The 24,525-nt window shown below is 67.1% G+C and carries 29 protein-coding genes; 17 read left to right on the top strand and 12 right to left on the bottom strand.

The window, feature by feature from the left end; all coding sequences use genetic code 11:
- Positions 1 to 3 precede the first annotated feature (3 nt).
- Entirely contained in the window at positions 4 to 780 is a 777-nt protein-coding gene (gene tatC / locus AC07U4_RS17470; RefSeq protein WP_495180939.1) for a twin-arginine translocase subunit TatC, read from the top strand.
- 94 nt (positions 781 to 874) lie between these two features.
- Here tatC and AC07U4_RS17465 read toward each other — a convergent pair whose 3' ends face one another.
- The 3 genes from AC07U4_RS17465 to AC07U4_RS17455 form a co-directional block, all read right to left on the bottom strand.
- The gene (locus AC07U4_RS17465; RefSeq protein ID WP_038662115.1) at positions 875 to 1,009 is read right to left on the bottom strand and encodes an entericidin A/B family lipoprotein; all 135 of its coding nucleotides are present in this window, start codon (positions 1,007 to 1,009) and stop codon (positions 875 to 877) included.
- Between the two features lie 264 nt (positions 1,010 to 1,273).
- Positions 1,274 to 2,866, bottom strand: a complete 1,593-nt coding sequence (locus AC07U4_RS17460) for a sensor histidine kinase (RefSeq protein WP_495196290.1) — start codon at positions 2,864 to 2,866, stop codon at positions 1,274 to 1,276.
- Between the two features lie 8 nt (positions 2,867 to 2,874).
- Complete coding sequence (locus AC07U4_RS17455; protein WP_495189874.1) at positions 2,875 to 3,042, bottom strand: NepR family anti-sigma factor; 168 nt, start codon at positions 3,040 to 3,042, stop codon at positions 2,875 to 2,877.
- A gap of 273 nt (positions 3,043 to 3,315) precedes the next feature.
- Between AC07U4_RS17455 and AC07U4_RS17450 the strand changes: the two genes are divergently transcribed.
- The 8 genes from AC07U4_RS17450 (at position 3,316) to queE (ending at position 10,008) form a co-directional block, all read left to right on the top strand.
- Complete coding sequence (locus tag AC07U4_RS17450) at positions 3,316 to 4,125, top strand: response regulator (RefSeq protein WP_038662110.1); 810 nt, start codon at positions 3,316 to 3,318, stop codon at positions 4,123 to 4,125.
- Positions 4,126 to 4,246: 121 nt separating this feature from the next.
- The gene (locus AC07U4_RS17445) at positions 4,247 to 4,384 is read left to right on the top strand and encodes a hypothetical protein (protein WP_038662107.1); all 138 of its coding nucleotides are present in this window, start codon (positions 4,247 to 4,249) and stop codon (positions 4,382 to 4,384) included.
- Positions 4,385 to 4,478: 94 nt separating this feature from the next.
- Positions 4,479 to 5,132 carry a sigma-70 family RNA polymerase sigma factor gene (locus tag AC07U4_RS17440; RefSeq protein ID WP_038662104.1) on the top strand — a complete coding sequence of 218 codons (654 nt, stop codon included), beginning with the start codon at positions 4,479 to 4,481 and terminating at the stop codon, positions 5,130 to 5,132.
- A gap of 113 nt (positions 5,133 to 5,245) precedes the next feature.
- A complete protein-coding gene (locus tag AC07U4_RS17435; RefSeq protein WP_038662102.1) occupies positions 5,246 to 6,442 on the top strand; it encodes an aspartate aminotransferase family protein in 1,197 nt (398 codons plus the stop codon).
- A gap of 141 nt (positions 6,443 to 6,583) precedes the next feature.
- Positions 6,584 to 7,501, top strand: a complete 918-nt coding sequence (gene argF, locus AC07U4_RS17430) for an ornithine carbamoyltransferase (RefSeq protein WP_495196289.1) — start codon at positions 6,584 to 6,586, stop codon at positions 7,499 to 7,501.
- A 73-nt stretch (positions 7,502 to 7,574) separates the two neighbouring features.
- Positions 7,575 to 8,483, top strand: coding sequence for an Hsp33 family molecular chaperone HslO (gene hslO / locus AC07U4_RS17425; protein ID WP_495196288.1), 909 nt, complete (start codon positions 7,575 to 7,577; stop codon positions 8,481 to 8,483).
- Positions 8,484 to 8,675: 192 nt separating this feature from the next.
- A complete protein-coding gene (gene queC / locus AC07U4_RS17420; RefSeq protein ID WP_495196287.1) occupies positions 8,676 to 9,371 on the top strand; it encodes a 7-cyano-7-deazaguanine synthase QueC in 696 nt (231 codons plus the stop codon).
- 4 nt (positions 9,372 to 9,375) lie between these two features.
- The gene (gene queE / locus AC07U4_RS17415; RefSeq protein ID WP_495196286.1) at positions 9,376 to 10,008 is read left to right on the top strand and encodes a 7-carboxy-7-deazaguanine synthase; all 633 of its coding nucleotides are present in this window, start codon (positions 9,376 to 9,378) and stop codon (positions 10,006 to 10,008) included.
- Between the two features lie 52 nt (positions 10,009 to 10,060).
- On the opposite strand, the gene AC07U4_RS17410 is transcribed toward queE, so the two are convergent.
- The 3 genes from AC07U4_RS17410 to lipB all read right to left on the bottom strand — a co-directional run bounded on the left by AC07U4_RS17410 (position 10,061) and on the right by lipB (position 12,050).
- The gene (locus AC07U4_RS17410; RefSeq protein ID WP_249340701.1) at positions 10,061 to 10,834 is read right to left on the bottom strand and encodes a hypothetical protein; all 774 of its coding nucleotides are present in this window, start codon (positions 10,832 to 10,834) and stop codon (positions 10,061 to 10,063) included.
- Between the two features lie 186 nt (positions 10,835 to 11,020).
- Positions 11,021 to 11,284: a hypothetical protein gene (locus tag AC07U4_RS17405; RefSeq protein WP_037532936.1), complete on the bottom strand. Its 264-nt coding sequence runs from the start codon at positions 11,282 to 11,284 to the stop codon at positions 11,021 to 11,023.
- Between the two features lie 115 nt (positions 11,285 to 11,399).
- The gene (gene lipB, locus AC07U4_RS17400) at positions 11,400 to 12,050 is read right to left on the bottom strand and encodes a lipoyl(octanoyl) transferase LipB (protein ID WP_495196285.1); all 651 of its coding nucleotides are present in this window, start codon (positions 12,048 to 12,050) and stop codon (positions 11,400 to 11,402) included.
- A 102-nt stretch (positions 12,051 to 12,152) separates the two neighbouring features.
- Here lipB and AC07U4_RS17395 point away from each other — a divergent pair, with 102 nt between their 5' ends.
- Together AC07U4_RS17395 and AC07U4_RS17390 are read left to right on the top strand one after the other, a co-directional pair.
- The gene (locus AC07U4_RS17395) at positions 12,153 to 12,998 is read left to right on the top strand and encodes a DUF7847 domain-containing protein (protein ID WP_495196284.1); all 846 of its coding nucleotides are present in this window, start codon (positions 12,153 to 12,155) and stop codon (positions 12,996 to 12,998) included.
- Positions 12,995 to 13,747: a hypothetical protein gene (locus AC07U4_RS17390; RefSeq protein ID WP_137899243.1), complete on the top strand. Its 753-nt coding sequence runs from the start codon at positions 12,995 to 12,997 to the stop codon at positions 13,745 to 13,747. The genes AC07U4_RS17395 and AC07U4_RS17390 overlap by 4 nt, the downstream gene beginning before the upstream one ends.
- A 304-nt stretch (positions 13,748 to 14,051) precedes the next feature.
- Here the strand turns inward: AC07U4_RS17390 and AC07U4_RS17385 are convergent, their stop codons facing one another.
- Both AC07U4_RS17385 and hemF read right to left on the bottom strand, forming a co-directional pair.
- Positions 14,052 to 14,636 (bottom strand): GNAT family N-acetyltransferase, encoded by a 585-nt coding sequence (locus AC07U4_RS17385; RefSeq protein WP_495180890.1) that lies wholly within the window; start codon positions 14,634 to 14,636, stop codon positions 14,052 to 14,054.
- On the bottom strand, positions 14,627 to 15,469 hold the full coding sequence (hemF, locus tag AC07U4_RS17380) for an oxygen-dependent coproporphyrinogen oxidase (protein WP_495196283.1): 843 nt from the start codon (positions 15,467 to 15,469) through the stop codon (positions 14,627 to 14,629). The genes AC07U4_RS17385 and hemF overlap by 10 nt, the downstream gene beginning before the upstream one ends.
- A gap of 86 nt (positions 15,470 to 15,555) precedes the next feature.
- On the opposite strand from hemF, the gene AC07U4_RS17375 reads away from it, so the two are divergent.
- Positions 15,556 to 16,266 carry an AcvB/VirJ family lysyl-phosphatidylglycerol hydrolase gene (locus AC07U4_RS17375; RefSeq protein ID WP_495196282.1) on the top strand — a complete coding sequence of 237 codons (711 nt, stop codon included), beginning with the start codon at positions 15,556 to 15,558 and terminating at the stop codon, positions 16,264 to 16,266.
- A 218-nt stretch (positions 16,267 to 16,484) separates the two neighbouring features.
- Here AC07U4_RS17375 and AC07U4_RS17370 read toward each other — a convergent pair whose 3' ends face one another.
- The gene (locus AC07U4_RS17370) at positions 16,485 to 16,949 is read right to left on the bottom strand and encodes a tRNA (cytidine(34)-2'-O)-methyltransferase (RefSeq protein ID WP_495196281.1); all 465 of its coding nucleotides are present in this window, start codon (positions 16,947 to 16,949) and stop codon (positions 16,485 to 16,487) included.
- Between the two features lie 175 nt (positions 16,950 to 17,124).
- Here AC07U4_RS17370 and petA point away from each other — a divergent pair, with 175 nt between their 5' ends.
- The 5 genes from petA (at position 17,125) to AC07U4_RS17345 (ending at position 21,296) form a co-directional block, all read left to right on the top strand.
- A complete protein-coding gene (gene petA / locus AC07U4_RS17365) occupies positions 17,125 to 17,691 on the top strand; it encodes a ubiquinol-cytochrome c reductase iron-sulfur subunit (RefSeq protein WP_052075804.1) in 567 nt (188 codons plus the stop codon).
- A 14-nt stretch (positions 17,692 to 17,705) separates the two neighbouring features.
- On the top strand, positions 17,706 to 18,992 hold the full coding sequence (locus tag AC07U4_RS17360; protein ID WP_038662063.1) for a cytochrome b: 1,287 nt from the start codon (positions 17,706 to 17,708) through the stop codon (positions 18,990 to 18,992).
- 25 nt (positions 18,993 to 19,017) lie between these two features.
- Positions 19,018 to 19,860 (top strand): cytochrome c1, encoded by an 843-nt coding sequence (locus tag AC07U4_RS17355; protein ID WP_038662060.1) that lies wholly within the window; start codon positions 19,018 to 19,020, stop codon positions 19,858 to 19,860.
- A gap of 148 nt (positions 19,861 to 20,008) precedes the next feature.
- Positions 20,009 to 20,539 (top strand): adenine phosphoribosyltransferase, encoded by a 531-nt coding sequence (locus tag AC07U4_RS17350; protein WP_495196280.1) that lies wholly within the window; start codon positions 20,009 to 20,011, stop codon positions 20,537 to 20,539.
- Positions 20,540 to 20,633: 94 nt separating this feature from the next.
- Complete coding sequence (locus AC07U4_RS17345) at positions 20,634 to 21,296, top strand: hypothetical protein (protein ID WP_495180886.1); 663 nt, start codon at positions 20,634 to 20,636, stop codon at positions 21,294 to 21,296.
- Positions 21,297 to 21,326: 30 nt separating this feature from the next.
- Here the strand turns inward: AC07U4_RS17345 and AC07U4_RS17340 are convergent, their stop codons facing one another.
- The 3 genes from AC07U4_RS17340 to ychF form a co-directional block, all read right to left on the bottom strand.
- Complete coding sequence (locus AC07U4_RS17340; RefSeq protein ID WP_038662051.1) at positions 21,327 to 21,773, bottom strand: MaoC family dehydratase; 447 nt, start codon at positions 21,771 to 21,773, stop codon at positions 21,327 to 21,329.
- A 9-nt stretch (positions 21,774 to 21,782) separates the two neighbouring features.
- Positions 21,783 to 23,099: an alkaline phosphatase family protein gene (locus AC07U4_RS17335; RefSeq protein WP_495196279.1), complete on the bottom strand. Its 1,317-nt coding sequence runs from the start codon at positions 23,097 to 23,099 to the stop codon at positions 21,783 to 21,785.
- 269 nt (positions 23,100 to 23,368) lie between these two features.
- On the bottom strand, positions 23,369 to 24,469 hold the full coding sequence (gene ychF / locus AC07U4_RS17330; RefSeq protein ID WP_495180884.1) for a redox-regulated ATPase YchF: 1,101 nt from the start codon (positions 24,467 to 24,469) through the stop codon (positions 23,369 to 23,371).
- Positions 24,470 to 24,525: the final 56 nt, after the last annotated feature.

The following is a 24,525-nucleotide window of genomic DNA, read 5'->3' as shown; positions in this document are numbered from 1 at the left end:
GGCATGGACATCGAGGACGAGGTCGACGCCAGCCGCGCGCCGCTGCTCGACCATCTCATCGAATTGCGCCGGCGCCTGCTCTATTGCATCGCCGCGCTCGTCGTCGCGTTCGGCCTGAGCTATTGGTTCGCGGAGGATATCTTCGCCTTCCTCGTCCAGCCGCTGCTGTCGGCCGGGCAGAAGACGGTGATCTATACGCAGATCTTCGAGGCGTTCTTCGTCAAGGTGAAGGTCGCCTTCTTCGCCGCGATGATGATCGCCTTTCCGGTGATCGCCAACCAGCTCTGGCAGTTCGTCGCGCCGGGCCTGTACCGCAAGGAGAAGCGCGCGCTGCTGCCCTTCATCCTCGCCACCCCGATCCTGTTCATCAGCGGCGCCGCACTGGCTTATTATATGGCGATCCCGATGGCGCTGCATTTCCTGCTGAGCTTCCAGGGCAACGTCGGCGGCGTCCATCAGGAAGCGCTGCCGGCGATCGGCAACTATCTGTCGTTCGTGATGCAGTTCCTCTTCGCCTTCGGCATCGCGTTCCTGCTGCCGGTGTTGCTGATGCTGCTCGAACGGGCCGGGATCATCACGCGCAAGCAGCTGATCGGCGCACGGCGCTATGCGATCGTCGGCGCGACGGCGATCGCCGCGGTGCTGACGCCGCCAGACCTGATGAGCCAGGTGCTGCTCGCCGTGCCGTTGATCCTGCTCTACGAGGTCGCGATCATCGGCATCTGGTTCACCGAACGCAAGCGGTTGAAGGTCGCGGGCACCGACATCGTCGAGGCGTAACCCGCTTCCCCGCTGGGGAGGCAGACAAACACCTCACACAAAAAAGCCTCCGCTCGCAGGAGCGGAGGCTTTTCCGACCACGTGAGGTGGAAGCTTACTTGGCGTCGTCGGCGGTCTTGGCGACCGTGCTGCCGGCCGACTTCACGTCCTTGCCGACGCCTTCGACCGTGTTGCACGCGCTGACCATGAGCGCACCCGCGACGACGACCAATCCGAGAACCTTACGCATAGAACCTCCTGGGCTTGAATAGCGCTAGGGGAATGATCGGGCGGCGTATTCGTTCCGGACCCGGAACTCTCGACCTGCCATGATACGGTAGGATTGAATCGATAAGGCCCGGAAACATTCACCGGGGGGGGGAGGGTGAGTGTTTCCGGGCCTATGTCGTGGACCGCGAGAGCGGGGGGGCATAAGGTCGCGATCCGTATTGCATAACCCGGCCTCGGATCGTTGGTTCCGTGCAAAAGCGACCGGGTTTGAAATTATTTTCGTTCAGTCGCGGCCCAGCACGGCGATGGCGATTTCATAGGCGCCGGTCATCGGATCGTGGTGCAGCGGCGCCCGCAATTGACGCGACAGACCCTCGATCACCCGGCCGTAGCGGGTCGACAGCAAGGTCTCCAGCGTCTCGCTCGCAACGAAGGCGCGCGAGACGACGCGGAGCTTCGCCTTGGCGTCGTCGTCGCCGGGCTTCACCGCGACGCGGATCTGCGCGGCACGGTCGCAATTCATCGCCAGCTCGATCGTCTCGGTAACGAGAAAGGCGACCGCCACCGCGACGTCCTGATTGACGAGATAGGGGTCGACATCGAGCGCGATCGACAGGCTGGTCGCGCCTTCGGGCGCCGTGGCGCGAATGTTCGATGCCAGTTCGCCGATCACCGCACGCAGGTTGAGCCCGCGATTGTCCTCCATCTCGGCGAAATGGTTGCGGTGGACGACGGCGAGCGCGTCGACGCGCCGCTGGATCGAGGCATAGGCCGCGGTCGCATCGGGGCTCGGCGCACCGCGCGCGTGGAAATTGATCAGGCTGGAAATGACCTGGAGGTTGTTCTTGACGCGATGGTGGACCTCGCGCGTCAATTTGGTCTGCCGCACCACCGCCTCGGCAAGGCCGGCCTCGTGCAGCGCGACGGTACGGCTGATCGCGCGAAACGTGTCGCCGAGCTCGCGGATCTCCTGCGCCGGCAACGGTCCGAGCTGGCCCGGATCGATCACTTCGCCCGGCGTGTAGGAGGCGACGCTGGCGCGCAGCAGGCGCAGCGGGCGGATCAGCAGCCGGTCGACGATGAACCATGCCAATCCCGCCGCCGCCGCCCACATCAACAGCGGCAGCATCAGCGCGACGAGGAAGGACGAGGTGATCGGCGCGCTGCGCGTGCTCGTCCGCAGCGTCAGGCCGCCGAGGCCGAGGTCGGTCTCGACGGTCTCGACGCGATCGAGCGGGCCGAGGTCGGGAATGCTGGCGAGGTCGAGCGAGGTGTCGTCGTGCACCAGGGCGCTGGCGAGGGGCACGGCGCGGCTGGTCGGCGTGGCGAGCCGGGCAAGAAAGGGACGGGGGAAGAAGACGCGCGCGCTCGGCCCACGGCGCGGGCCGGCAACCGACAGGATCAGGCCCTTGTCGGGAATGATCGCCGCGCCGACCGCAGTGCTGGTGTCGATCGAGACGTTGCTGTCGAGCGGTTCGCCGCACAGCAGCCGGCCGTTGCGATCGACGATCGAGAAGCGCGTGCCCGTCGTCGCCTGTTGCGCGAACACACCCTGCGCCCGCGCACAACTCGGCGCATCACCGGCATCGGCCTGGAGCGCATTCACCGCGACGCGCAACGCGGTCATGTCGCCGATCAGCTCGATGGCGATGCTGCGCGCACTCTCGTTGGCGGCGATACGAAGCCGCGCCCGCGCCTCGGCATCCGCGGTCCGTCCGGTCTGCAGCGTCGCCCCGATCGCGATCAGCGCCAGCAACAGCAACGCTATGCTGAGCGTGATGAACAGCTTGGCGCCCGTCGGCAAACGCGAAAGCGCCGACACCGGGGCCATTGCCGCGCGTCGGGTGGAGGATGCCGCGGCGAAGGGTGTGGCCATGCCCTCTGCTAGGCGAGCTTGTTCAGCAGGTCGAGCATTTCGTCGGGAACGCTTTCATCAATCGTCCGCTGGTACGCGGAGCGAAGTGCCGCGCCCATGTCGCGATCCTTGCTCTGAACCTTGGCAGGAGACTTTTTGGAAGACGTTTTCGTGTCCTTGTCGCTGGGCAGTTCCAACATGTCCCCCTGGGTGGCCCGGTCCTACCGGGCAATCGACGCACAATGAATGATAGCCGCAAATTAGGAGCGGCTGACCCATTCGATCGGCGATGAAACCAAATTAGCCTTCGATGGTTCCATCGTCGCGCGAAATTTCCGCGGGCCCACGGGTCGGTCGGGTTCTTCGACAAACATCGTTGCAAAGCGGCGGGCGCCCGCACAGATCAGGCACCCGTTCGATATTTCAGATCCCGGACATCCGGGCAGTTCTTCAGGGAGTGATCACCACCCATGTCGCTTGGACAGCAACTCGCACCGCATCTTCCCTTCCTGCGGCGCTACGGCCGGGCCCTGACCGGCAGCCAGCAGCAGGGCGACAAATACGTCCGCGCCACGCTGGAGGCGATCGTCGCGGCGCCGGATCAATTCCCTCGCGACGTCGATCCGCGCCTCGGCCTGTACCGTATGTTCCAGGGCATCTGGGCCTCGGCCAATGCCGATGGCGAGGAGCAGACCTCGCAGAGCGACGCCGAGGGGACCGAGGCGGTCGCCCGTGCCCGTCTCGCCCGCATGACGCCGCTGTCGCGTCAGGCGCTGTTGCTGACCGCGATGGAGGGTTTCACCCCCGAGGACGCCGCCTATCTGATCGAGGTCGACACCAGCGAGGTCGAGACCCTGGTCGCCGAGGCGCTGGCCGAGATCGAGAAGCAGACCCGCGCGCGCGTGCTGATTATCGAGGACGAGCCGATCATCGCGATGGACATCGAGACGATCGTCCGCGACCTCGGTCATGAGGTGACCGGCGTCGCCGTGACCCGCGACGAGGCGGTCGCGCTGGCGATGGAGGATCGCCCCGGTCTGGTGCTCGCCGACATCCAGCTCGCCGACGACAGCTCGGGCATCGATGCGGTGAAGGACATCCTCGCGGAGTTCGAAGTGCCGGTGATCTTCATCACCGCCTTCCCGGAGCGTCTGCTCACCGGCGAACGCCCCGAGCCGACCTTCCTGATCACCAAGCCGTTCCAGCGTTCGACGGTGAAGGCCGCGATCAGCCAGGCGCTGTTCTTCGATCAGGCCACGATCCCCAACGCACTCGCGTGACGGCACGCCGACGCGTCGTTTCGATCCGGAACGGCGCGTCGGCATCGCCAGATCATCGCCGGACTGCGGCAAAGTCGAATAAAGTTACGGACCCAAAACGGATGTCGTGTGTTTGACGTCCATGGCTGATCCGAACGAACCCGTCCATGTCACCACCACCGAGGCGCGGGCGGGCGCGACCCCGGGCGTCACCCGATACGTTCTGGGTGTCTCGCTCGTGCTGGTCATCGCGATCTTCGCCTTTCTGATCCTGCGATAATTCGACCGAGCCCGTCTCACTGGCATTTGCCGGCGCGGACCCTTATCTTGCTGCCCGAGGCGGCAATGATGTCCCCGGCTTTGAACGGAATTGCATGACCCAGCCTGCTACGCGTGACGACGATTACGAAGACGACGACGCTCCCGTAGCGCCGGTCGAGCACGTTGCTCTGTCCGACCCCGAATTCAAGAAACAGCTGGCGCAGGTCATCCCGCATCTGCGTGCCTTCGGTCGCTCGCTGTCCGGCAGCCGCGACCTCGCCGACGACCTCGTCCAGGAGACGTTGCTCAAGGCTTGGGCGGCGCGCCAGCGTTTCCAGGCCGGCACCAACATGCGTGCTTGGACCTTCATCATCCTGCGCAACCTCTATCTGTCGCAGATGCGCCGCGCGCGGTTCAAGGGCGAGTGGGACGATCTCGTCGCCGATCGTATCCTCGCCGCACCCGCGAGCCAGGACCGCCACGTCGAACTGGGCGACATGCAGCGCGCGCTGCTGCATCTGCCGCAGCCGCAGCGCGAGGCGCTGATCCTCGTCGGCGCCGGCGGCTTCGCTTATGAAGAGGCGGCGGAAATCTGTCAGGTGGCGGTCGGTACGATCAAGAGCCGCGTCGCGCGCGGCCGCGTCGCGCTGGAGACGATCCTGACCGAAGGATCGCTGCCGTCGCGTCGCGAGCATGAGACCGACGTCAACAAGACCGCGCTCGACACGATCATGGGCGAGGTCGACGAACTCAGCCGCGGTCATTGATCGACGTAGGGCGGTCGCCGCGGTGTTGACCCGGCACCACGCCGACAGGTAAAGAGGGAATGGGCGGTCCGTGCAGGGCCGCCCTTTCTCGTTTCGAGATGAGGAGATGCCCCGTGACCATTACCGCCCTGATGCCCGTCTATCCGCGGTGCGGGGTGCGTCCGGTCCGAGGCGAGGGCTGTTATCTCATCAGTGAGGACGGCAGCCGCTATCTCGACATGGCGGCGGGCATCGCGGTCAACGCGCTCGGCCACGGCCATCCGCATCTCGTCAAGACGATCGCCGAACAGGCGGCGACGCTGATGCACGTCAGCAACCTCTACGGTTCGCCGCAGGGGGAGGCGCTGGCCGAGCGGATCGTCGCCAACAGCTTCGCCGACACGGTGTTCTTCACCAACTCGGGCACCGAGGCGGTGGAATGCGCGATCAAGACCGCGCGCCGCTTCCATTATGCCGCCGGCAATCCCGAGCGCAGCAAGATCATCACCTTCAACAACGCCTTCCACGGGCGGACGATGGGCGCGATCTCGGCGACCAACCAGCCCAAGATGCGCGACGGCTTCGAGCCCCTGCTGCCCGGTTTCGCTTATGCGCCGTTCAACGATCTCGACGCCGCGCTGGCGCTGATCGACGACACCACCGCGGGCTTCATGGTCGAGACGATCCAGGGCGAGGGCGGCGTGTCGGTCGGCACGCCCGAATTCATCACCGGTCTGCGCAAGGCGTGCGACGAGCACGGCCTGTTGCTGATCCTCGACGAGGTCCAGTGCGGCTATGGCCGGACCGGCAAAATGTGGGCGTATGAGCATTACGGCATCGAGCCCGATATCATGGCGGTCGCCAAGGGGATCGGCGCGGGCTTCCCGCTCGGTGCCTGCCTCGCCACCGAGCGTGCGGCGAGCGGCATGGTGATCGGCACGCACGGTTCGACCTATGGCGGCAATCCGCTCGCGATGGCGGCGGGGCAGGCGGTGCTCGACGTGATGCTGGAGGAGGGTTTCCTCGCCAACGTCGAGGCGATGGGCGAGCGGCTGCGCAGCGCGCTCGAACAGCTCATCCCCAACCACGATCACGTCTTCGAGAGCGTGCGCGGCAAGGGGCTGATGCTCGGCCTCAAGCTCAAGGCCGGCGTCGAGCCGCGCGAGTTCGTCGCGCACGCCCGCGACAACCACGGCCTCCTGCTGGTCGCGGCCGGCGAGAACGTCGTCCGCATCCTGCCGCCGCTGGTGATCGAGGACGCCCATGTCGCCGAATGTATCGACAAGCTGAGCGCCGCTGCGCGGGTCTTCGTACCGGCCAGCGACGATTGATCTAGTCCTCCCCCGCCAGGGGGAGGGGACCGGCGCAGCCGGTGGAGGGGGAGGATGGCGGGCGGCTCGTTGGGGAAGCGCCCCCTCCACCACGGCCCGACGGCCGCGGTCCCTCTCTCCGCTGCGCGAGGGAGGACTATAATGCGCCATTTTCTGAACCTGTCCGATGCCGGCGCCGATGGCGTCGCCGCGATGCTGGCCGATGCGATCGACCGCAAGGCGGCGCGTGCCGGCTTCCCCAAGGGACGCGCCGATGCCGACGCGCCGCTCGCCGGCCATGTGCTGGCGATGATCTTCGAGAAGAATTCGACGCGTACCCGCGTCAGCTTCGACATGGCGATCCGGCAACTGGGCGGGACCTCGATCGTCATGGATGCCGGCTCGATGCAGCTCGGTCGCGGCGAGAGCATCGCCGATACCGCGCGTGTGCTGTCGGGCTATGTCGACGCGATCATGATCCGCACCGACGATCACGCCAAGGTCGAGGACATGGCCCGCTACGCCAGCGTGCCCGTCATCAACGGCCTGACCGACCAGTCGCATCCCTGCCAGATCATGGCCGATCTCCAGACGATCCTCGAGGACGGCAAGGCGTTGCCCGGACTCAAGCTGGCGTGGCTCGGCGACGGCAATAACGTGCTCGCCTCGCTGATCGAGGCAGCTGGCCTGATGCAGTTCGACGTCACCGCCGCCTGTCCGCAGGGCTTCATGCCGGCCGAGGCCGATGTCGCGCGCGGGCAGGGCCGTGCCCGCATCGTCGCCTCGCCGCAGGAAGCGGTCGAGGGTGCCGACGTCATCGTCACCGACACGTGGATCTCGATGGGCCAGGCGCATGCCGAGACCAAGCTCGCCGCGATGATGCCGTATCAGGTCGACGAGGCCCTGATGGCGCGCGCCAAGCCCGATGCGCGCTTCCTCCACTGCCTGCCCGCGCATCGTGGCGAAGAGGTGGTCGATACGGTGATCGACGGGCCGCAGTCGCTGATCTGGCAGGAAGCGGAGAATCGCCTCCACGCGCAGAAAGCGGTGCTGCGCTGGGTCTTCGGCCAGATCGGCTGATCCGGGGGCGTGGCGAACGGGGGGGGGCGGTGGGTAACTTGACCCATCCACCGCGCCATCCCATTTCCTGCCGATGCAACAATCCCCCATCGATATCGATCGCGCGCTCGGGTTCGCGATTCCCTCCCGCTCGGCGCGCGGACGGCTCGTAAGGCTCGGTCCCGCGCTCGACGCCGTCCTCGCATCACATGCCTATCCCCCCCCAATCGAAGCCCTCCTCGCCGAGGCGCTGACTCTGGCGGCGTTGATCGGCTCCACGCTCAAGGACCCGACCGCGCAGCTCACCATGCAGACGCGGACCGAGAACGGCGTCGTCCAGCTTCTCGTCTGCGACTATCGGGGCGGGGAAGTGCGCGGGTATATCGATTTCGGCGCCGAGAAGCTCGCCGCGGCGCCGGAGCAGCCGACGCTGTTCGCGCTGTTCGGTCAGGGCTATCTCGCCATCACCTTCGACCTCGCGGCGACCGGCGAGCGCTATCAGGGCATCGTCCCGCTCGACGGCGAGACGCTGGCCGAGGCGGCGCAAAGCTATTTCGTCCAGTCCGAGCAGATCCCCAGCCTCGTCCGGGTCGGCATCGCCCGCGACGGCGAGCGCACCGTCGCGGGCGGCCTGTTCCTCCAGCATCTGCCCGAAGGCGAGGTTGGTCGCGAACGGCTGCACACCCGGCTCGACCACCCCGAATGGGAGCATGTCGAGGCACTCGGCCAGACGATGGGTGTCGACGAACTCGCCGATCCCGCATTGTCGCTGGAGACTTTGGTCTGGCGCCTCTTTAACGAGGAGCCCGACGTACGCGTGCTCGCCTCGACCCCGCTGTCGCGCGGCTGCCGCTGCACCGGCGATTATATCGCGAGCGTGCTCGCCAAATTCTCGCTGGAGGAACGGCGCGAGATGGCGGACGAACGCGGGTTCATCCAGGTCGATTGCGCCTTCTGCGCGACCAAATTCCCGGTTCCGGCCGAGGCCGATCCGGTCGTCTGAGCGCGAGGGCAGGCGCGATATCCGCCGGGCACTTAATCTCCTTTTAATACCCGGCGCTTAGCCATGGGGTGTGCCTGTTCATGACCGGCACGCTTTTCTCCCAGAGGAGCGATCGCTTCTCTCTCCTTCAAGGGCCGCCTTAACCCGCGGCCCTTTTCTTTTGCGTCGCTTTGGCCTAGCGCCGGGGGGATCATGACCATGCAAAACGTAGGGCCGCTGGCCGTCGTGCTCGTCTCCGGCGGGCTCGATTCGATGATCTCCGCCGCCAGTGCGCGCGAAGCGGGCTATCGCCTGCTCGCGCTGTCGATCGACTATAACCAGCGCCATCGCGTCGAGCTGGCCGCGGCACGGCGCGTCGCGACGACGCTGGGGGCGGAGCGCCATATCGTGTTGCCGCTCGACCTGTCGGCGTTCGGCGGCTCGGCGCTCACCGCCGACATCGACGTGCCCAAGGACGGCGTCGGCGAGGGGATTCCGGTCACCTATGTGCCGGCCCGCAACACGATCTTCCTCAGCCTCGCGCTCGGCTGGGCGGAGGCGGCGGGATCGCGCGACCTGTTCATCGGCGTCAACGCGCTCGATTATTCGGGCTATCCCGATTGCCGTCCCGAATTCATCAACGCCTTCGAAGGATTGGCGGAGATCGCCACCAAGGCGGGCGTCGAGGGCGAACCGTTCAAGATCCACGCGCCGCTGCAGCATATGACCAAGGCCGACATCGTCCGCGAGGGCCAGCGGCTGGGTGTCGACATGGGGATCAGCTGGTCGTGCTACGATCCGGCACCGGGCGGGGTCCATTGCGGTACCTGCGACAGCTGCCGGCTGCGCTCCAAGGGATTCGAGGAAGCGGGCATAGCCGATCCGACGGTCTATGCCGTCCGGCCCTGATCGCATGAGCTATGCCGTCAAGGAGATGTTCCTGACCCTGCAGGGTGAGGGGGTGAACGCGGGGCGCCGGGCGGTGTTCGTGCGCTTCGCCGGGTGCAATCTGTGGAGCGGGCGCGAGCAGGATCGGGCCACGGCGGTCTGCCGGTTCTGCGACACCGATTTCGTCGGTGTCGACGGGCTGGGCGGCGGCAAGTTCGCCGACGCCGCGAATCTGGTCGCGGCGGTCGCGGGCTTCTGGGGTGAGGGACGGGACGCGCGCTTCGTCGTCCTCACCGGGGGCGAGCCGATGTTGCAGATCGACGATGCGCTGGTCGAGGCACTGCACGACGCCGGTTTCCGTATCGCGATCGAGACCAATGGTACGCTGCCGGTGCATCCGGGGATCGACTGGGTGTGCGTCAGTCCCAAGGCGGGCAGCGTCGTGGTGCAACGCTCGGGCGACGAGCTGAAGCTGGTCTGGCCGCAGGCGGGGACCGATATCGCCGAGGTCGAGGGCTGGGATTTCGCCAACCGCCTGTTGCAGCCGATGGACGACGCCCGTGGTGTCGCGAACATCGAGGCGGCGATTGCGGTGGTGATGGAGCGCCCGCAATGGCGGCTGTCGTTGCAGACGCACAAGCTGCTGGGGCTGCGCTAGGGACTTCCAAAAGCATCAAATCCCCCCGGAGCGGATCCGGGGGGATGTGCCGTCAGCGCTGCGCGGTTTCCGCGGCTGCCGTCACGGTGGGCGCCGTCGCGGCCGTCGCGGCCGTCGCGGCGGCAGGCACCGCTGCCGTTCCCGTCGGGCTCGCCGGCGGCCAGGCGAAGACGCCGCACTTCTTGGCTACCCATTCGCCCTTCTTGTTCCAGCAGATCGTGTCGAGCCGCGGCTGCGAAGCATAGTCGCGGCCGAGATAGCGCTGGAAATGCTGTTCGCCATAGGGCGTCAGGCTGTTGCGCAGCTCACGGACGCGATCCATCGCGAACGATCCGAAGCCGCCGCGCGGCACAAAGGTCGCGTCGCGGCCGATGCCGCTCGCCGTCTGGCAGAAGCCGAACTGCGCCGCGACGGTCGCATAGCCCGAATAGGTGCGCGTGCCGAACTGGTCGAGCGCCGCCTGGCCCGCCTTGGGCGCCTTGTTGACGCGCATGAAATATTTGGTGAGCGTGTCGAACGAATTCTTCAGCTCGGCCTCATGGTCCTTCAGCACCGCATTGTAATTGGGCACGGTGAGCAGGGTCGGTTCGAACTGGCATTGCAGCGCGGCGACGTTGAGCGCGGCGCGGACGCTCCACGCCATCGCCGCGCGCAGCTCCGCCTCGGTCGCGCCGGGCAGCGGCTGGCCGAGGCCGTCCTCATGCCCCTTGACCGCCTCGCCGCGGAAATCGTGCGAGCGCAGGTAGAATTGTGCCGAAGCCGGCGCCGCCGCCGCCAGGCCGATCGCGGCGCCGCCAAGCGCCAGCGCGATACGCAACACGGTCATCTTTCGTCATCCCCACGGAAAGCTATTATCGGGCGATTCTAGACGGTTTCGCGGGCCGACCCAATCCCCGATCGCGCCAATCCACGATAAAATCGGATGAAATGCGCCAGAACGTTGGAACCAAAAGAAAAGGCCGCCCGGTTGCCCGGACGGCCGTTTCACCACCGTAATATCCCTGACGGGAGATTACATTGCGTTGGTGGTCATCGTGTCGTTCGACATCATGGTGTCGTTCGACATCATCGTGTCGTTCGCCATCATGCCACCGTTCGACGCGCCGTCGACGGCGGTCATGTTGTCGCTCATGGTGCCCATGTCGTCGGTGGTGTTCATGTCGGTGACCATCGTGTTGTCGGTGGTCGTTTCGGTCTTCGGGCCACAGGCCGAAACCGCAAGAGCGGCGCCGGCGATCAGCGAGCCGGTCAGGACCTTGGAGATGAGTGCACGCATTGGAAGCTCCCTAGAATAGGATTTGGACGGCTTGCTGGCCCTTTAATACCCAAATCGCAGTGGACATTAATCGCATAACGCCCAGCCCTCAAGCCTCGAATTCTGTCCGACGCGTTTATGCCGGACAAGACAGGGACCGGAGGAATGCCGGAGCGCTCAACGCAAGAGCATCGTCGAAGGTTGCCAGACCATCGTCACGGCCCAGATCGGCGAGGCTGGTCACGGCGAAATCGGGCAGCCCGCAGGGTACGATGCCGTTGAAATGGCTGAGGTCGGGTGCGACGTTGACCGCGAGGCCATGCAGCGTGATCCAGCGCCGCACGCGAACGCCGATCGCGCCGATCTTCGCCTCCGCGCCACCGTCGCGCGTCCAGATGCCGACCCGCCCCTCGGCGCGGAAGGCCGTGACGCCGAGTTCGGCGAGCGCCGCGATCACCCAGCCTTCGACGCCATGGACGAAGCAGCGCACGTCGCGGCCGCGCTTGCCGAGATCGAGCACCAGATAGACGATCCGCTGGCCGGGGCCGTGATAGGTGTATTTGCCGCCGCGTCCGGTCGCGACCACCGGAAAGCGCGCATCGATCAGGTCGCCGGGCGAGGCGCTGGTGCCAGCGGTGTAGATCGGCGGATGTTCGAGCAGCCAGATCAGCTCGCGCGCCTCGCCCGCCAGCACCGCCTCGGCGCGCGCCTCCATCGTCGCAAGCGCCTCGTCATAAGGCGTCAGGCCCGGCGATACCCGCCATTCGATACCATCGATCTCGGTCATGCCGGTGCATGTGTGCCAGAGACCGGGCGCTTGCAAGTTGGCGAGTGGCCAAGCCGGGGCGCTTGGGCTAACCGATCGCAAACGCGGGCGAAGGGGTGCCGGATGGTCAAGATGGGCAATGTGTGGGACCGCAGCGTCGAGGTGCTGAACGGACGCGGCGGCATGCTCGCCGGCATCGCGGCGCTCACCCTGTTCCTGCCGGCGGTGATCAACGCGGCGTGGACCGGCTTCGCCGCTCCTTCGACCGCCACCGCAGTGATCGGCATGCTGCTCGTCATCGCGACGGCGATCGTCGCAGTGTGGGGGCAGCTCGCGATGATCGCCGCCTCGACCGATCCCGCGACCGACCGGACGGCGGCGATGCGACAGGCCAGTGCGCGCCTGCCTGCCGCATTGCTCGTCGCTTTGGTGTTGGCGGTGGTGATGATCGTGGCGTTCCTGCCGTCGATCGCTTTGCTGCTGCGCGCCGGCTTCGACTATCGGTCGCTTGCCGCGGGCACCGCGACGGCGCCGACCGATCCGGGCGCCGCGGGGCTTGCCGGCCTCTATGCACTGGCGATTGGGCTGGCGTTGCTGTTCGTCGGCGCACGGCTGCTGCCGCTCTATGCAGTGGTGCTGGAGGAGCGGCTGGCCGTCGCCGCGATCGCCCGATGCTGGCGGCTGACCCGTCGCCACACCTGGCGGCTGGTCGGCACGGTGCTGTTGTTCGTCGTCGTGCTGATGATCGCCATTTGGGCGGCGCAATCGGTCAGCGGGCTGATCTTTCGCCTGATTCTCGGCGGCAACGCGCAGGCGACGGTCGCGCTGCTCGCCGCCGCGGTGGCGCAGGCAGTGTCGGCGGCGCTGACGCTGGTGGCGATCGTCTTCTCCGCGCAACTCTACGTGGCGCTGGTCGCCCGCGAGCGGATGCTGCGCGACAAGGCCGCGCGCGGCGAGGTCCAGGCGTGAGGCTGACGCTCGCCGCCTTGCTGAGCGATGCCTGGGCGATGTTTCGCCGCGACGCCGACCTGCTGTTGCGGATCGCCGGCCTGTTCTTCTTCGTGCCGACTTATGCATTGCTGCTGCTCACCGCGCCGCTGCCGATGCCCGACGACACGATCGTCGATACGCAGGCGCGGGCACAGGCGTGGATGACCGCGCTCGACGGCTGGGTCGGCGATTACGGGCTCGGTTCGGTCGGCGCCTATGCTATCACCTATCTGGGCCTCGCGGTCCTCTTCTGCCTGTTCCTCGATGCCGAGCGGCCGACGCTCGGCGTGGCGATCCAGCGCGCGGCGCGGCGCTTCCCGCGCTTCATCCTCGCGATGGTGGTGGTGTCGATTCCGGCGGGGGCGGGGATGTACGTGCTGCTGCTGCCCGGCCTGTGGTTGATGAGCCGCTTCATGCTGGCCGGCCCGGTGCTGTTCGCCGAGCCGCAGACCGGCGCGATGCAGGCGGTCGGCGCGTCGTGGCGGATGACGCGGCGCGGGCAATTGGGGCTGCTCGGCGCGATCGTCACCATCTATCTCGCCGCGATCCTGGCGGGGCAGCCGTTCATGCTGCTGTCGCATTATCTTGGCGGCGAGGGCGGCGGCAATCCGCTCGGCATCGCGATCGCAGATGCCTGTGCCGCCGGCGTCGCGATGCTGACGCAGCTCGCCGGCGGACTGGTGGCGATCGTCGCCTATCGCCGGCTGTCGGCGATACCCGCGGCGTAAGCAGCTACGACCGACATTCCGTAACTCCTCCCCCGCAAGGGCAAGGCTATCGCATATCGCTGCGGTGACGAGGCTCGATCGGTTTCCTTATCGGGATTCGTCACCCCGGACTCGTTCCGGGGTCCACCGGGCCACGAGAGAACGGTGCCGAATCAAGCCTTTCTCCTCGCCGCAGGGTGGACCCCGGAACAAGTCCGGGGTGACGGGGTGGGTTGCGAAGGCGACAAGGTCGCACGAGCGTCCATATGCGATAGCCCTGCCCCGGCGGGGGAGGAATGCCCCACACCCCAAACGTCGATTCGCGCTACGCCAGGTACGGTATGTGCGCGCCGGCATCGATCGGCAGCAGGCCGAGCGCGCGCGGATCGGGGAAGGTCTCGATCGTCCGCCGCACCGCGACGAAGCCCTGCGCCCGGTAGAAGTTGAGCGCCGAGGGGTGGTCGAGCGTGCAGGTATGTACCCAGACGCGAGTGACGCCCGGCGCCCAGGCGCGTGCCATCGCCTCGGCCATCAGCCAGCGGCCATGGCCCTTGCCGGCGAGTTCGGGCACCAGCCCGAAATACGATAGCTCGCAGGCGCCGGCATGGCGGACATCGAGTTCGACGAAGCCGATCTCGACCCCCGCCGGATCGACCGCGGCATAGACCTGCACTTGCGGATCGTGGACGATCGCGGTCAGCGCCGCATCGTCCATCGCGAGCCGCGAATACCACAGCCACGGCCCGCCGACGCGGCGGAACAGCAGCCGGTATTTGTCGGGCTCCGGCCGCTCCCAGCGCACCAGCCGCAGCGGCGAGGCGGGCAGCGGACGCAGCGGCGGCCGGCGCGTCATCTCCAGCGTGGTGACGATCGTTGCCAGCTCGCCGGGCGCGACCGGCGTCAGTCCCATGTCGCCACCGGCGGCAGGCTCATCAGGATCGCGTCGATATTGCCGCCGGTCTTGAGCCCGAACAGCGTGCCGCGGTCGTAGACGAGGTTGAATTCGGCATAGCGGCCGCGCCACGCGCGCTGCTGCGCCAGCTCCGCCGCGCCGAACGGCTCGGCCATCCGCCGCCGGACGAGGCGCGGGTAGACGTCGAGGAACGCCTCGCCCACCGCCTGGGTGAAGGCGAGGTTCGCGGCGAAATCGCCTTCGAGATGGTCGTAGAAGATGCCGCCGACGCCGCGGTGGACCTGCCGGTGCGGGATGTAGAAATAGTCGTCCGCCCACGCCTTGAAGCGCGGGTAATAGGCCGGGTCGTGCGCGTCGCAGGCGGCGCGGAACGTCGCGTGGAAGTCGTCGGTGTCCTGCGCGACCGGCAGCGGCGGGTTGAGGTCCGCACCGCCGCCGAACCAGCGTTTGGTGGTGACGAGGAAGCGCGTGTTCATATGCACCGCGGGCACGTGCGGATTGGCCATGTGCGCGACGAGGCTGATCCCGGTCGCGAAGAAGCGCGGATCGTCGCCGGCGCCGTGGATCGACTTGCCGAACTCGCCGTCGAGCAGCCCGCCGACGGTCGAGACGTTGACGCCGACCTTCTCGAACACCTTGCCCTTCATCACCCCGCGCACGCCGCCGCCGCCGGGCGCGCCGGACGGATCGATGCGGTCCCACGCGATATAGTCGAACGCCGCATCCGAGCCAGCCTCGCGCTCGATCGCCTCGAAGGCGGCGCAGATGCGGGTGCGCAAGGATTCGAACCAGGTGCGGGCGGCGGTCTGTTCGGCGTCGAGGGTCAGCATGGCGGGCTTGTGGCAAGCGCCGGTCGCGAAGTCGAGCGCTGGTCATCGCGGCCTATCGCTGGCAAGCCGCTGCCATGAGCCGATCGATGCGCAAATCCTTGTTTCGCGGGCTGCGCGTGACCGCGGTCAGCGCCGCTTTCGTCTGCGCGTTCGTCTGGGCGGCGGGGTATTTCGACCGCGATCCGGTCCACGTCTATCCGGCGGTGCCGCCCGCGGCACGGATCGCGGTGGTCAACGTCTCGGGGGACATGGGGCTGCGCTTCCTGCTCGGCGCCTCGACCTCGCGCGGGCTGACCGAACATCATGTCCCGGTGGTCGGCATCTCCACCCCTGCGGTGTTCCGCCGGCGCCGTACCCGCGCCGAGGTCGACGCGTTCATGGCCGACGTCGTCCGTACCGCGCTCGCCCGTACCGGCGTCGCGCGGGTGGTGGTGATGGGGCAATCCTATGGCGCCGACATCGTCCAGACCGGGCTTGCCCGGCTGCCGGCCGATCTACGCCCGAAGGTGGCGGCGATCGTCCTCGTCCTGCCGGGCGATTCGGTCTATTTCCGCGCCGACCCGACCGGCTGGTCGTACGGCGATTCGCCCGACAGCGTCGGCGTGACCACCGCCAACACGCTGACCTGGGCGCCGCTCACCTGCATCTATGGCGTCGAGGAAGACGACAGCCTCTGCCCGCTGCTGCGCGTGCCGGGGGCGCGGGTGATCGGCATGCCGGGCGGGCACAACATCCACCATGACGAGGCCGGGCTGCTGCGCCACGTGCTGGGGGCGGTGCGGGCGGTGACGCCCTAGTTTTAGTTCAAGCGAAGGCGCGAAGAAGAAGGTTGGTTCGCGCAGAGGCGCGGAGGCGCAGAGATGGCCCGTGCGGCGCAGCCTTTTACCCCCGACGAAACGGATGATCGGACCGCGTATGCCGGCACGGGACCCCCGACCGCCACCTCTCTGCGCCTCTGCGCCTCTGCGCGAACCAACCTTCTTCTTATCTTCGCGTCTTCGCGTCTTCGCGTGAATCAAACCGAAGGAAAGCCACCTGTCTGCCGCAGCGCTTCGGCGGCGACGATCCCCGCCGATACCGACAGATTGAGCGAGCGCAGCGGCGGCGCCATCGGGATGACCACCCGCGCGTCGGCCCGCGCGTGCACGTCCTCCGGCACGCCGGCGCTCTCGCGGCCGAACAGCAGCACGTCGCCGGCCGCGAAGGCGAAGGCGGGCAGGGGCGTCGCGCCGCGCGTCGTCGACAGCACCAGCCGGCCACGCAACTGCGCGAGGAACGCGGTCCAGTCGGCGTGGCGGGTGATCGAGACGTGGTCGATATAGTCCATCGCCGCGCGCGCCACGCGCTTGTCGTCCCATTGGAAGCCCATCGGTTCGATCAGGTCGAGGCCGATGCCGAAGCAGGCGCAGGTGCGCATCACCGCGCCGACATTGCCGGCGATGTCGGGCTGATACAAAGCGATGCGCAGGCCGGTCGTCATGGCCCAGCGTCTTAGCGGCGCACTCGGCTGCGGTAAAATGCTGTTGGCAAAGCGTCGGCCCGCCGTCTATCAGTTCCCCGGCTCGCCGTGGGGACGGTAGGGTTCGGTGGCGCGGCACGACCGGTTCCTCCGCAATAATGATGGACGAGGGCAGAGACGAATGGCGACTGACAGCATGGTACCACCCGGTGAATCGCCGGAACCGTTCCACGAGGAAGTCCACGATCCCCGCCGTCGCGATTTCATCAATATCGCCGCCGTCTCCTTCGCCGGGGTCGGTGCGCTGGCGATCGTGCTGCCGCTGATCAACCAGATGAACCCCTCCGCCGACGTGCTCGCCCAGTCGACCACCGAGGTCGATCTGTCGAAGATCGCGCCGGGACAGGCGATCAAGTCGCAGTTCCGCAAGCAGCCCTTGTTCGTCCGCAACCTCACCCCCGCCGAAATCGCCGAGGCCAACAAGGTCGACGTCGCGAGCCTGCGCGATCCGCAGACGCTCGCCGAGCGGACCAAGCCCGGCAAGGAAAACTGGCTCATCACCCTGGGCGTTTGCACCCATCTCGGCTGCGTGCCGCTCGGGGCGGGCGAGGGCGAGAACAAGGGGCCGTTCGGCGGCTATTTCTGCCCGTGTCACGGCTCCGCCTATGACACTGCGGCGCGTATCAGGCAGGGACCGGCACCCAAGAACCTCGCCGTCCCCGATTATACGTTCAATTCCGATACCGCCGTAACGGTCGGCTGAGGGAGATCCGGATCATGAGCTTCCCCTGGGCCAAACATTACGAACCGAAGCAGCCGCTGATGCGCTGGCTGGACGAGAAGCTGCCGCTGCCGCGCCTCGTCTACAATGCCGTCGGTGCGGGCTATCCGGTGCCGCGCAACCTCAATTACTTCTGGAACTTCGGCGTGCTCGCCGGCGCCGCGCTGGCGATCCAGATCATCACCGGCGTCGTGCTGGCGATGCATTATGCTGCCAATGCCGGCGTCGCCTTCGGCTCGGTCGAGAGCATCATGCGTGACGTCAACGCCGGCTGGTTCCTGCGCTATGCGCACGCCAACGGCGCGTCGATGTTCCTGCTCGTCGTCTACATCCATATCGGCCGCGGCCTTTATTACGGCTCGTACAAGGCGCCGCGCGAGATGGTGTGGCTGCTCGGCGTCGTCATCTTCCTGCTGATGATGGCGACCGCGTTCATGGGCTATGTGCTCCCCTGGGGGCAGATGAGCTTCTGGGGCGCGCAGGTCATCACCGGTTTCTTCTCGGCGATACCGTTGGTCGGCGAGACGATCCGCATCTGGCTGCTCGGCGGCTTCGCGCCGGACAATGCCGCGCTGAACCGCTTCTTCTCGCTCCACTATCTGCTGCCGTTCGTCACCGCGGGCGTCATCATCCTCCACATCTGGGCGCTGCACATTCCGGGATCGAACAACCCGACCGGCGTCGAGGTGAAGGGCGAGCAGGATACCGTACCGTTCCATCCCTATTACACCGCCAAGGATGCGGTCGGGCTCGGCGTGTTCCTGCTGATCTTCGCGGCGCTGATCTTCTTTAGCCCCAACATGCTCGGCCATCCGGACAATTACATAGAGGCGAACCCGCTCTCGACGCCCGCGCATATCGTGCCGGAATGGTATTTCCTGCCCTTCTACGCGATCCTCAAGAGCTTCACCGCGGACTTCATCCTGCCGGCGAAGCTGTGGGGCGTGCTGGCGATGTTCGGTTCGATCCTGCTGCTGTTCTTCCTGCCGTGGCTGGACAGTTCGCCGGTGCGCTCGGCCAATTACCGGCCGAAATATCGCGCCTTCCTCGCCATCCTGCTCGTCGACGTGCTGGTGCTCGGCTATGTCGGCGGCGCGGAGGCCAATGCGCGCAACGTCATCCTCGGCCAGCTCGCCTCGGCCTATTATTTCGCGCACTTCCTGATCATCCTGCCGTGGGTCGCGCGCTCCGAGCGTCCGCGCCCGCTGCCGAATTCGATCACCGAGGCGGTGCTGGCGAAGCAGGGCGGCACCAGCCCGGTCAAAACCGCGGCGCACGCCTGAACCGACTGGGGGACAACAGAACATCATGCCTCGCATCATCGCCTCGCTGGTCGGCGCCGCCTTCGTCTTCGTGCTCGCGATCGCGCTCTTCGGCACCGCCAAGACCGCGATCCAGGACCCGGCGCCGGAAAGCGCCGAGCACGTCTTCCACCTCCATCCGGAGAACATCCACCTGCCGTCGAACGGCTTCTTCGGGAAGTTCGACAACCAGCAGCTCCAGCGCGGCTTCCAGGTCTACAAGGAGGTCTGCTCGGCCTGCCACAGCCTGAAGTACGTCGCCTTCCGCGACCTGACCAAGATCGGCTATTCCGAGCCCGAGGTGAAGGCGATCGCCAACCAATGGGTGATCGAGCAGCCGAACATCAACCCGGAGACGGGCGAGCCGGCGACGCGCAAGAACGTGCCGTCGGACCATTTCCCGTCGCCCTTCGCCAATGAGATCGCGGCGCGCGCGGCGAACAACAATGCGCTGCCGCCCGATCTGTCGCTGATGACCAAGGCACGCGAGGACGGTTCCAACTACATCCATGCGCTGCTCACCGGCTATCGCGCGCAGCCGGCGGCGCTGGTCAAGGAGTTCCCGGGATCGAAGACGCCGCAGGGCCTGCATTACAATCCGTATTTCGCGAACCTCAACATCGCGATGCCGCCGCCGCTGACCTCGGACGGTCAGGTGACCTATTCGGACGGCACCAAGGCGACCAAGGACCAGATGGCCCGCGACGTCGCCGCCTTCCTGACCTGGACGGCGGAGCCCAACCTCAACGCGCGCCATGCGGCGGGTGTGGCCGCGGGGATCTTCCTGCTGATCTTCTGCTTCCTCGCCTGGGGCGCGTATCAGAACGTCTGGCGCGACGTGAAGCATTGATCCGGCCCGCCACGGCGAGGTTGGAGAGGGGAGTGCCGCGAGGCGCTCCCCTTTTGTTTTACGGGTCCTCGCTCGCATCCGTCGGTGTGCCGGGACGGAATGATAGCCGCGCATTGACCCCGCCCGTGCATCCCCGCACAGCACGCGGATGAACGACGACCTCAAGGCCCTGATCCGCACCATCCCTGACTTCCCCAAGCCCGGCATCCAGTTCCGCGACATCACCACGCTTCTGCTCGACCCCGCCGGCTTCGCGACGACGATCGAGCGGATGGTCGCGGCGACGCTGGGGCCGGTCGATCTCGTCGCGGGAATAGAGGCACGCGGCTTCCTGTTCGCGGCGGCGCTGGCAATGCCGCTGAACGCCGGCGTGTTGCTGATCCGCAAGGACGGCAAATTGCCGGGTGCGACGATCGCCGAGGATTATGCGCTGGAATATGGCGAGGACCGGATCGTCATGCACGAGGATGCGCTGGTGCCCGGCCAGCGCGTGCTGCTCGTCGACGATCTCATCGCCACCGGCGGCACCGCGCGCGCCGCGGTGCGGCTGCTGCGCAAGGCGGGGGCGCAGCTGACGCAGGCGCAGTTCGTCGTCGACCTGCCCGATCTCGGTGGTGCCGACGCGTTACGCGCGGAGAATATCCAGGTAGATTCGCTAGTTACGTTCGCCGGTCATTAACCGTTCAGCCGGAACCTGCGATGACATGCCCTCGTTGAGCGACGAGTCGGCGCGTCTTTGCCCTATGCTCGCGCCCGTTTTTTGGGAGAGCAGCATGTTGCTCAAGCGTCTGGCCCTGATCGGCCTCCTCTTCGGTGCCGGGGTCGCGACCTCTGCTTGTACGGATGGCTACGGCTATAGCGGCGTCAACGTCGGTTATGGTAGCGGCGGCTATTACGACGGCGGCTATGGTGGATACGGCGGATATGGCGGTGGCTACGGCTATGGCGGCTATCCCAGCTACTTCGGCTGGTACGGCGATTATTATTATCCGGGTACCGGCATCTACGTCTACGATCAGTATCGCCGGCCGTATCGCTGGAACGACGGCCAGCGCCGCTATTGGGAGCAGCGCCGCAACGGCTGGCGCGGCGACCGCAACTTCCGCAACGACTGGAACGGCTTCGATCGCAATCGTGGGGACGGCTTCCGCGGTGATCGCGGTCCGGGCTTCCGTGGCGACCGCGGTCCAGGCTTCCGTGGCGACCGGACGCCCGGCGTTCGCGGCGACGGCATCCGCGGGGACGGCTTCCGTGGCGACCGTGGCAATTGGCGCGGCAATCGTCCGAATGTCTCCGGCACGCCGCAAGCTGCGGTACCACAGGCGGTCGCACCGGCCGCCGGTGGCCAACCGCGTGGCTGGGGCGGCGGCAATCGCGGCGGCGGCCCGCGCGGCGGTGGTCCGCGTGGCGGCGGCGGCTGGCGCGGGCGGCGGTGATCCCGGCAATGGCGGTCGCTCCGGCGACCGTCAGCGTGCGCGCGTCTCGATCAACCCGTTCGACACGAAGGTCATGACCACCACGTCGTCCTGATTGAGAACCGTCATCCGGCTCTTGTAGATGCCCATCTCCGGCCGGCTCGCCGAGCGGCGTTTCTCCAGCACCTCGGTCTCGCAGCGTAGCCGGTCGCCGGGATAGACGGGCGTCCGCCAGCGCAATTCGTCGATCCCCGGCGAGCCCAGTCCCGCCTGTTCGTTCGCCTTGAGATGCGCGACCAGCATCGCCATCGTCATCGCGCAGGTATGCCAGCCGCTCGCCGACAATCGGCCGAAGTGCGTCGCGGCGGCGGCCTCGTCGGAGAGGTGGAAGGGCTGCGGATCATATTTCTCGGCGAAGGCGATGACCTCCTCGCGCGTCACCGGATAATCGCCGAAGCGCGCCGTCGCGCCGACCTCGATATCCTCGAAATATTGCACCGCATCCTCCTATCGTTTGAGCACCGGTCTAAAGGGTGCGTCGTCGCCGTCCAGACCCACGCCGGCGGGCAGGCCGATCAGATCGCGCAGCAGCGGGGCGACGTCGGTATTGTCGAAGCTCGCCAGACGCTTGCCGCCGACGAATGCCGGACCGTTGGCGAGGAACAGCGCCGCCATGTCGGGCGCGCGATTGTCATAGCCGTGCGCGCCGCCGCGGAAGGCGGTGGCCGGCGCGGACTTGAGGATCAGCCAGCCCGTCTCGGCGAGGCAGACGTAAGGCGGGATGCGCGGATTGGTGCCGTAGCGAAAGCGCGCCGGCACCGCGCCTTTGCGCCAGCAGGTCATATGCGGGTGCGGCTTGAGCAGCGCCGCTTCCAGCGCCGCCTCGCGGCCGGGGACGGGATAGAAGGTCGCATAGGGGCCGCTTTCGGACAGCAGGCGATAGTCGGCGGGATCGGCGATGCGGTCGAGCGCGATGGTGCGCGCGCTGTCGGTCGCCGCCATGCCGTGATCGGCGACGATGACGAGATTGGCGGGCTGTCGCAGGTCGCGCAGCCCCTGGACCAGCCGGCCGATCTGGACGTCGACGTCGGCGACCGCCTGCGTCGTCGCCGCGGCCTGCGGACCGTTGGCGTGGCCGGCGCTGTCGACGGTGTCGAAATAGAGCGTGAGGAAGCGCGGCCGCGTCGCGGCGGGCCGGCGCAGCCAGTCGATCACCGCGTCGACGCGCTGTGCGCCGGTCACCGCCTGGTTGAACTGCTGCCAATCCTCGGGGCGGGTGGCGTTGGCGACCGCGCCATGGCTGTTGGGGACGATCGTGCCGCCCCAGCCGACATTGGCGCCCGGCCAGAACATCGTCGCGGTTCGCACCCCCGCCTTTTCGGCGGTGACCCAGATCGGTTCGGCGGCGTTCCACCAGAAGGGATCGTCGCTCGCCATGGTGAAGGTCTCACCGGGACGCGCCGGGTCCTCCATCCGGTTGCCGACGATGCCGTGGTGATCGGGGACCTTACCCGTCACCAACGTCCAGTGATTGGGGAAGGTGACCGACGGGAAGGACGGGCGCATCGCCGCGCTGACGCCGCCCGCCACCAGCGCCGACAGATTGGGCGTCACCCCGCGGTCAAGGTAATCGGGGCGGAAGCCGTCGATCGAGACGAGGATCGTCACCGGCGCGGTCTGCATCCGCGGCAGCGGCGCTGACGGCAGGCTGGCGGACGCCTGCGTCGGCGCCGGCTGCGTCACGGGCGACAAAGCGGGGGGCGGGTAGGGCAAGGCGCAGCCGGCAAGCGACAGCATGGCGGCGGCGAGGGGAATCAGTCTCACAGGCGGATCGTCCCGGACGTGGAGGGCGCGCGTCCTCTACGCGGGACAGGGGTGCTGCCACAACCGAAACTGCGGAGGCCTGTCGCCTATGAGCGTTCGTATGGGGGGGCGTGTTTTGAAACCCGCCCCGTCACCCCGGCCTTGCGCCGGGGTCCCGCTCCTTCGGACGGCTGGCAGAAGCGGGATGCCGGATCAGGTCCGGCATGACGGGAATGGGGGAGCCGTTATGCCAACGCAATGTTGCCCTGTCCCGTCGGGGCGGATCGGGGTCAGACGTTGAAGCGGAACAGCAGCACGTCGCCGTCGTGGACGACATATTCCTTGCCTTCCTGGCGCAGCTTGCCGGTATCGCGGGCGCCGGCCTCGCCCTTGCAGGCGATGTAGTCGGCGAAGGCGATCGTCTCGGCGCGGATGAAGCCGCGTTCGAAATCGGTATGGATCTCGCCCGCCGCCTGCGGTGCCTTGGCGCCGGCATGGACGGTCCAGGCGCGCGCCTCCTTCGGTCCGACGGTGAAGAAAGTCAGCAGGTTGAGGAGCTTGTAGCCGGCGGTGATGACGCGGGCGAGGCCGGTCTCCTGCAAGCCCAGCTCGGCGAGGAATTCGGCGCGATCCTCGACCGGCATCGTCGCGATCTCGGCCTCGATCGCGGCGGAGACGACCACCGCCTCGGCGCCCTCGGCCTTGGCCTTCTCGAACACCTTGGCCGACAGATCGTTGCCGTTTGCCGCGTCGCCTTCGTCGACGTTGCAGACGTAGAGCACCGGCTTGGCGGTGATGAGCTGCGCCTGCGCGAAGACGCGCGCTTCCTCGGCATCCTTGGGCTGGGTCAGCCGCGCCGGCTTGCCTTCGCGCAGCAGCTCGAGCGCCTGGCCGAGCACCGCGGCACCGATCTTGGCCTCCTTGTCGCCCTGCTGCCCCTTCTTGACGAGGTTGGGCACGCGCTTTTCGAGGCTTTCGAGGTCGGAGAGCATCAGCTCGGTCTCGACCGTCTCGGCATCGGCGATCGGATCGACCTTGCCCTCGACGTGGGTGACGTCGCCGTCGGTGAAGCAGCGCAGCACGTGGACGATTGCGTCGACTTCGCGGATGTTCCCGAGGAACTGGTTGCCGAGCCCTTCGCCCTTCGACGCGCCGCGGACCAGCCCGGCAATGTCGACGAAGGCGAGCTGCGTCTCGATGATCTTGGCCGAGCCGGCGATCTTGGCGAGCTGGTCGAGCCGCGGATCGGGGACGGCGACGTTGCCGACGTTCGGCTCGATCGTGCAGAACGGATAATTGGCCGCCTGCGCCGCTGCCGTTTCGGTCAAAGCGTTGAAGAGGGTGGACTTGCCGACGTTGGGCAGGCCGACGATGCCGCAGCGGAAACCCATGATGCGCTCTATTCTGATGGGGGGAAAGCGCGCGCCTTACCGTCCGCCGCCCGGTT

The sequence above is a fragment of the Sphingomonas sp. GW821-FHT02B09 genome, from assembly GCF_059421875.1.
The sequence above is the reverse complement of the archived record's forward strand: the minus strand, read 5'-3'. Positions and strand labels throughout refer to the sequence as shown.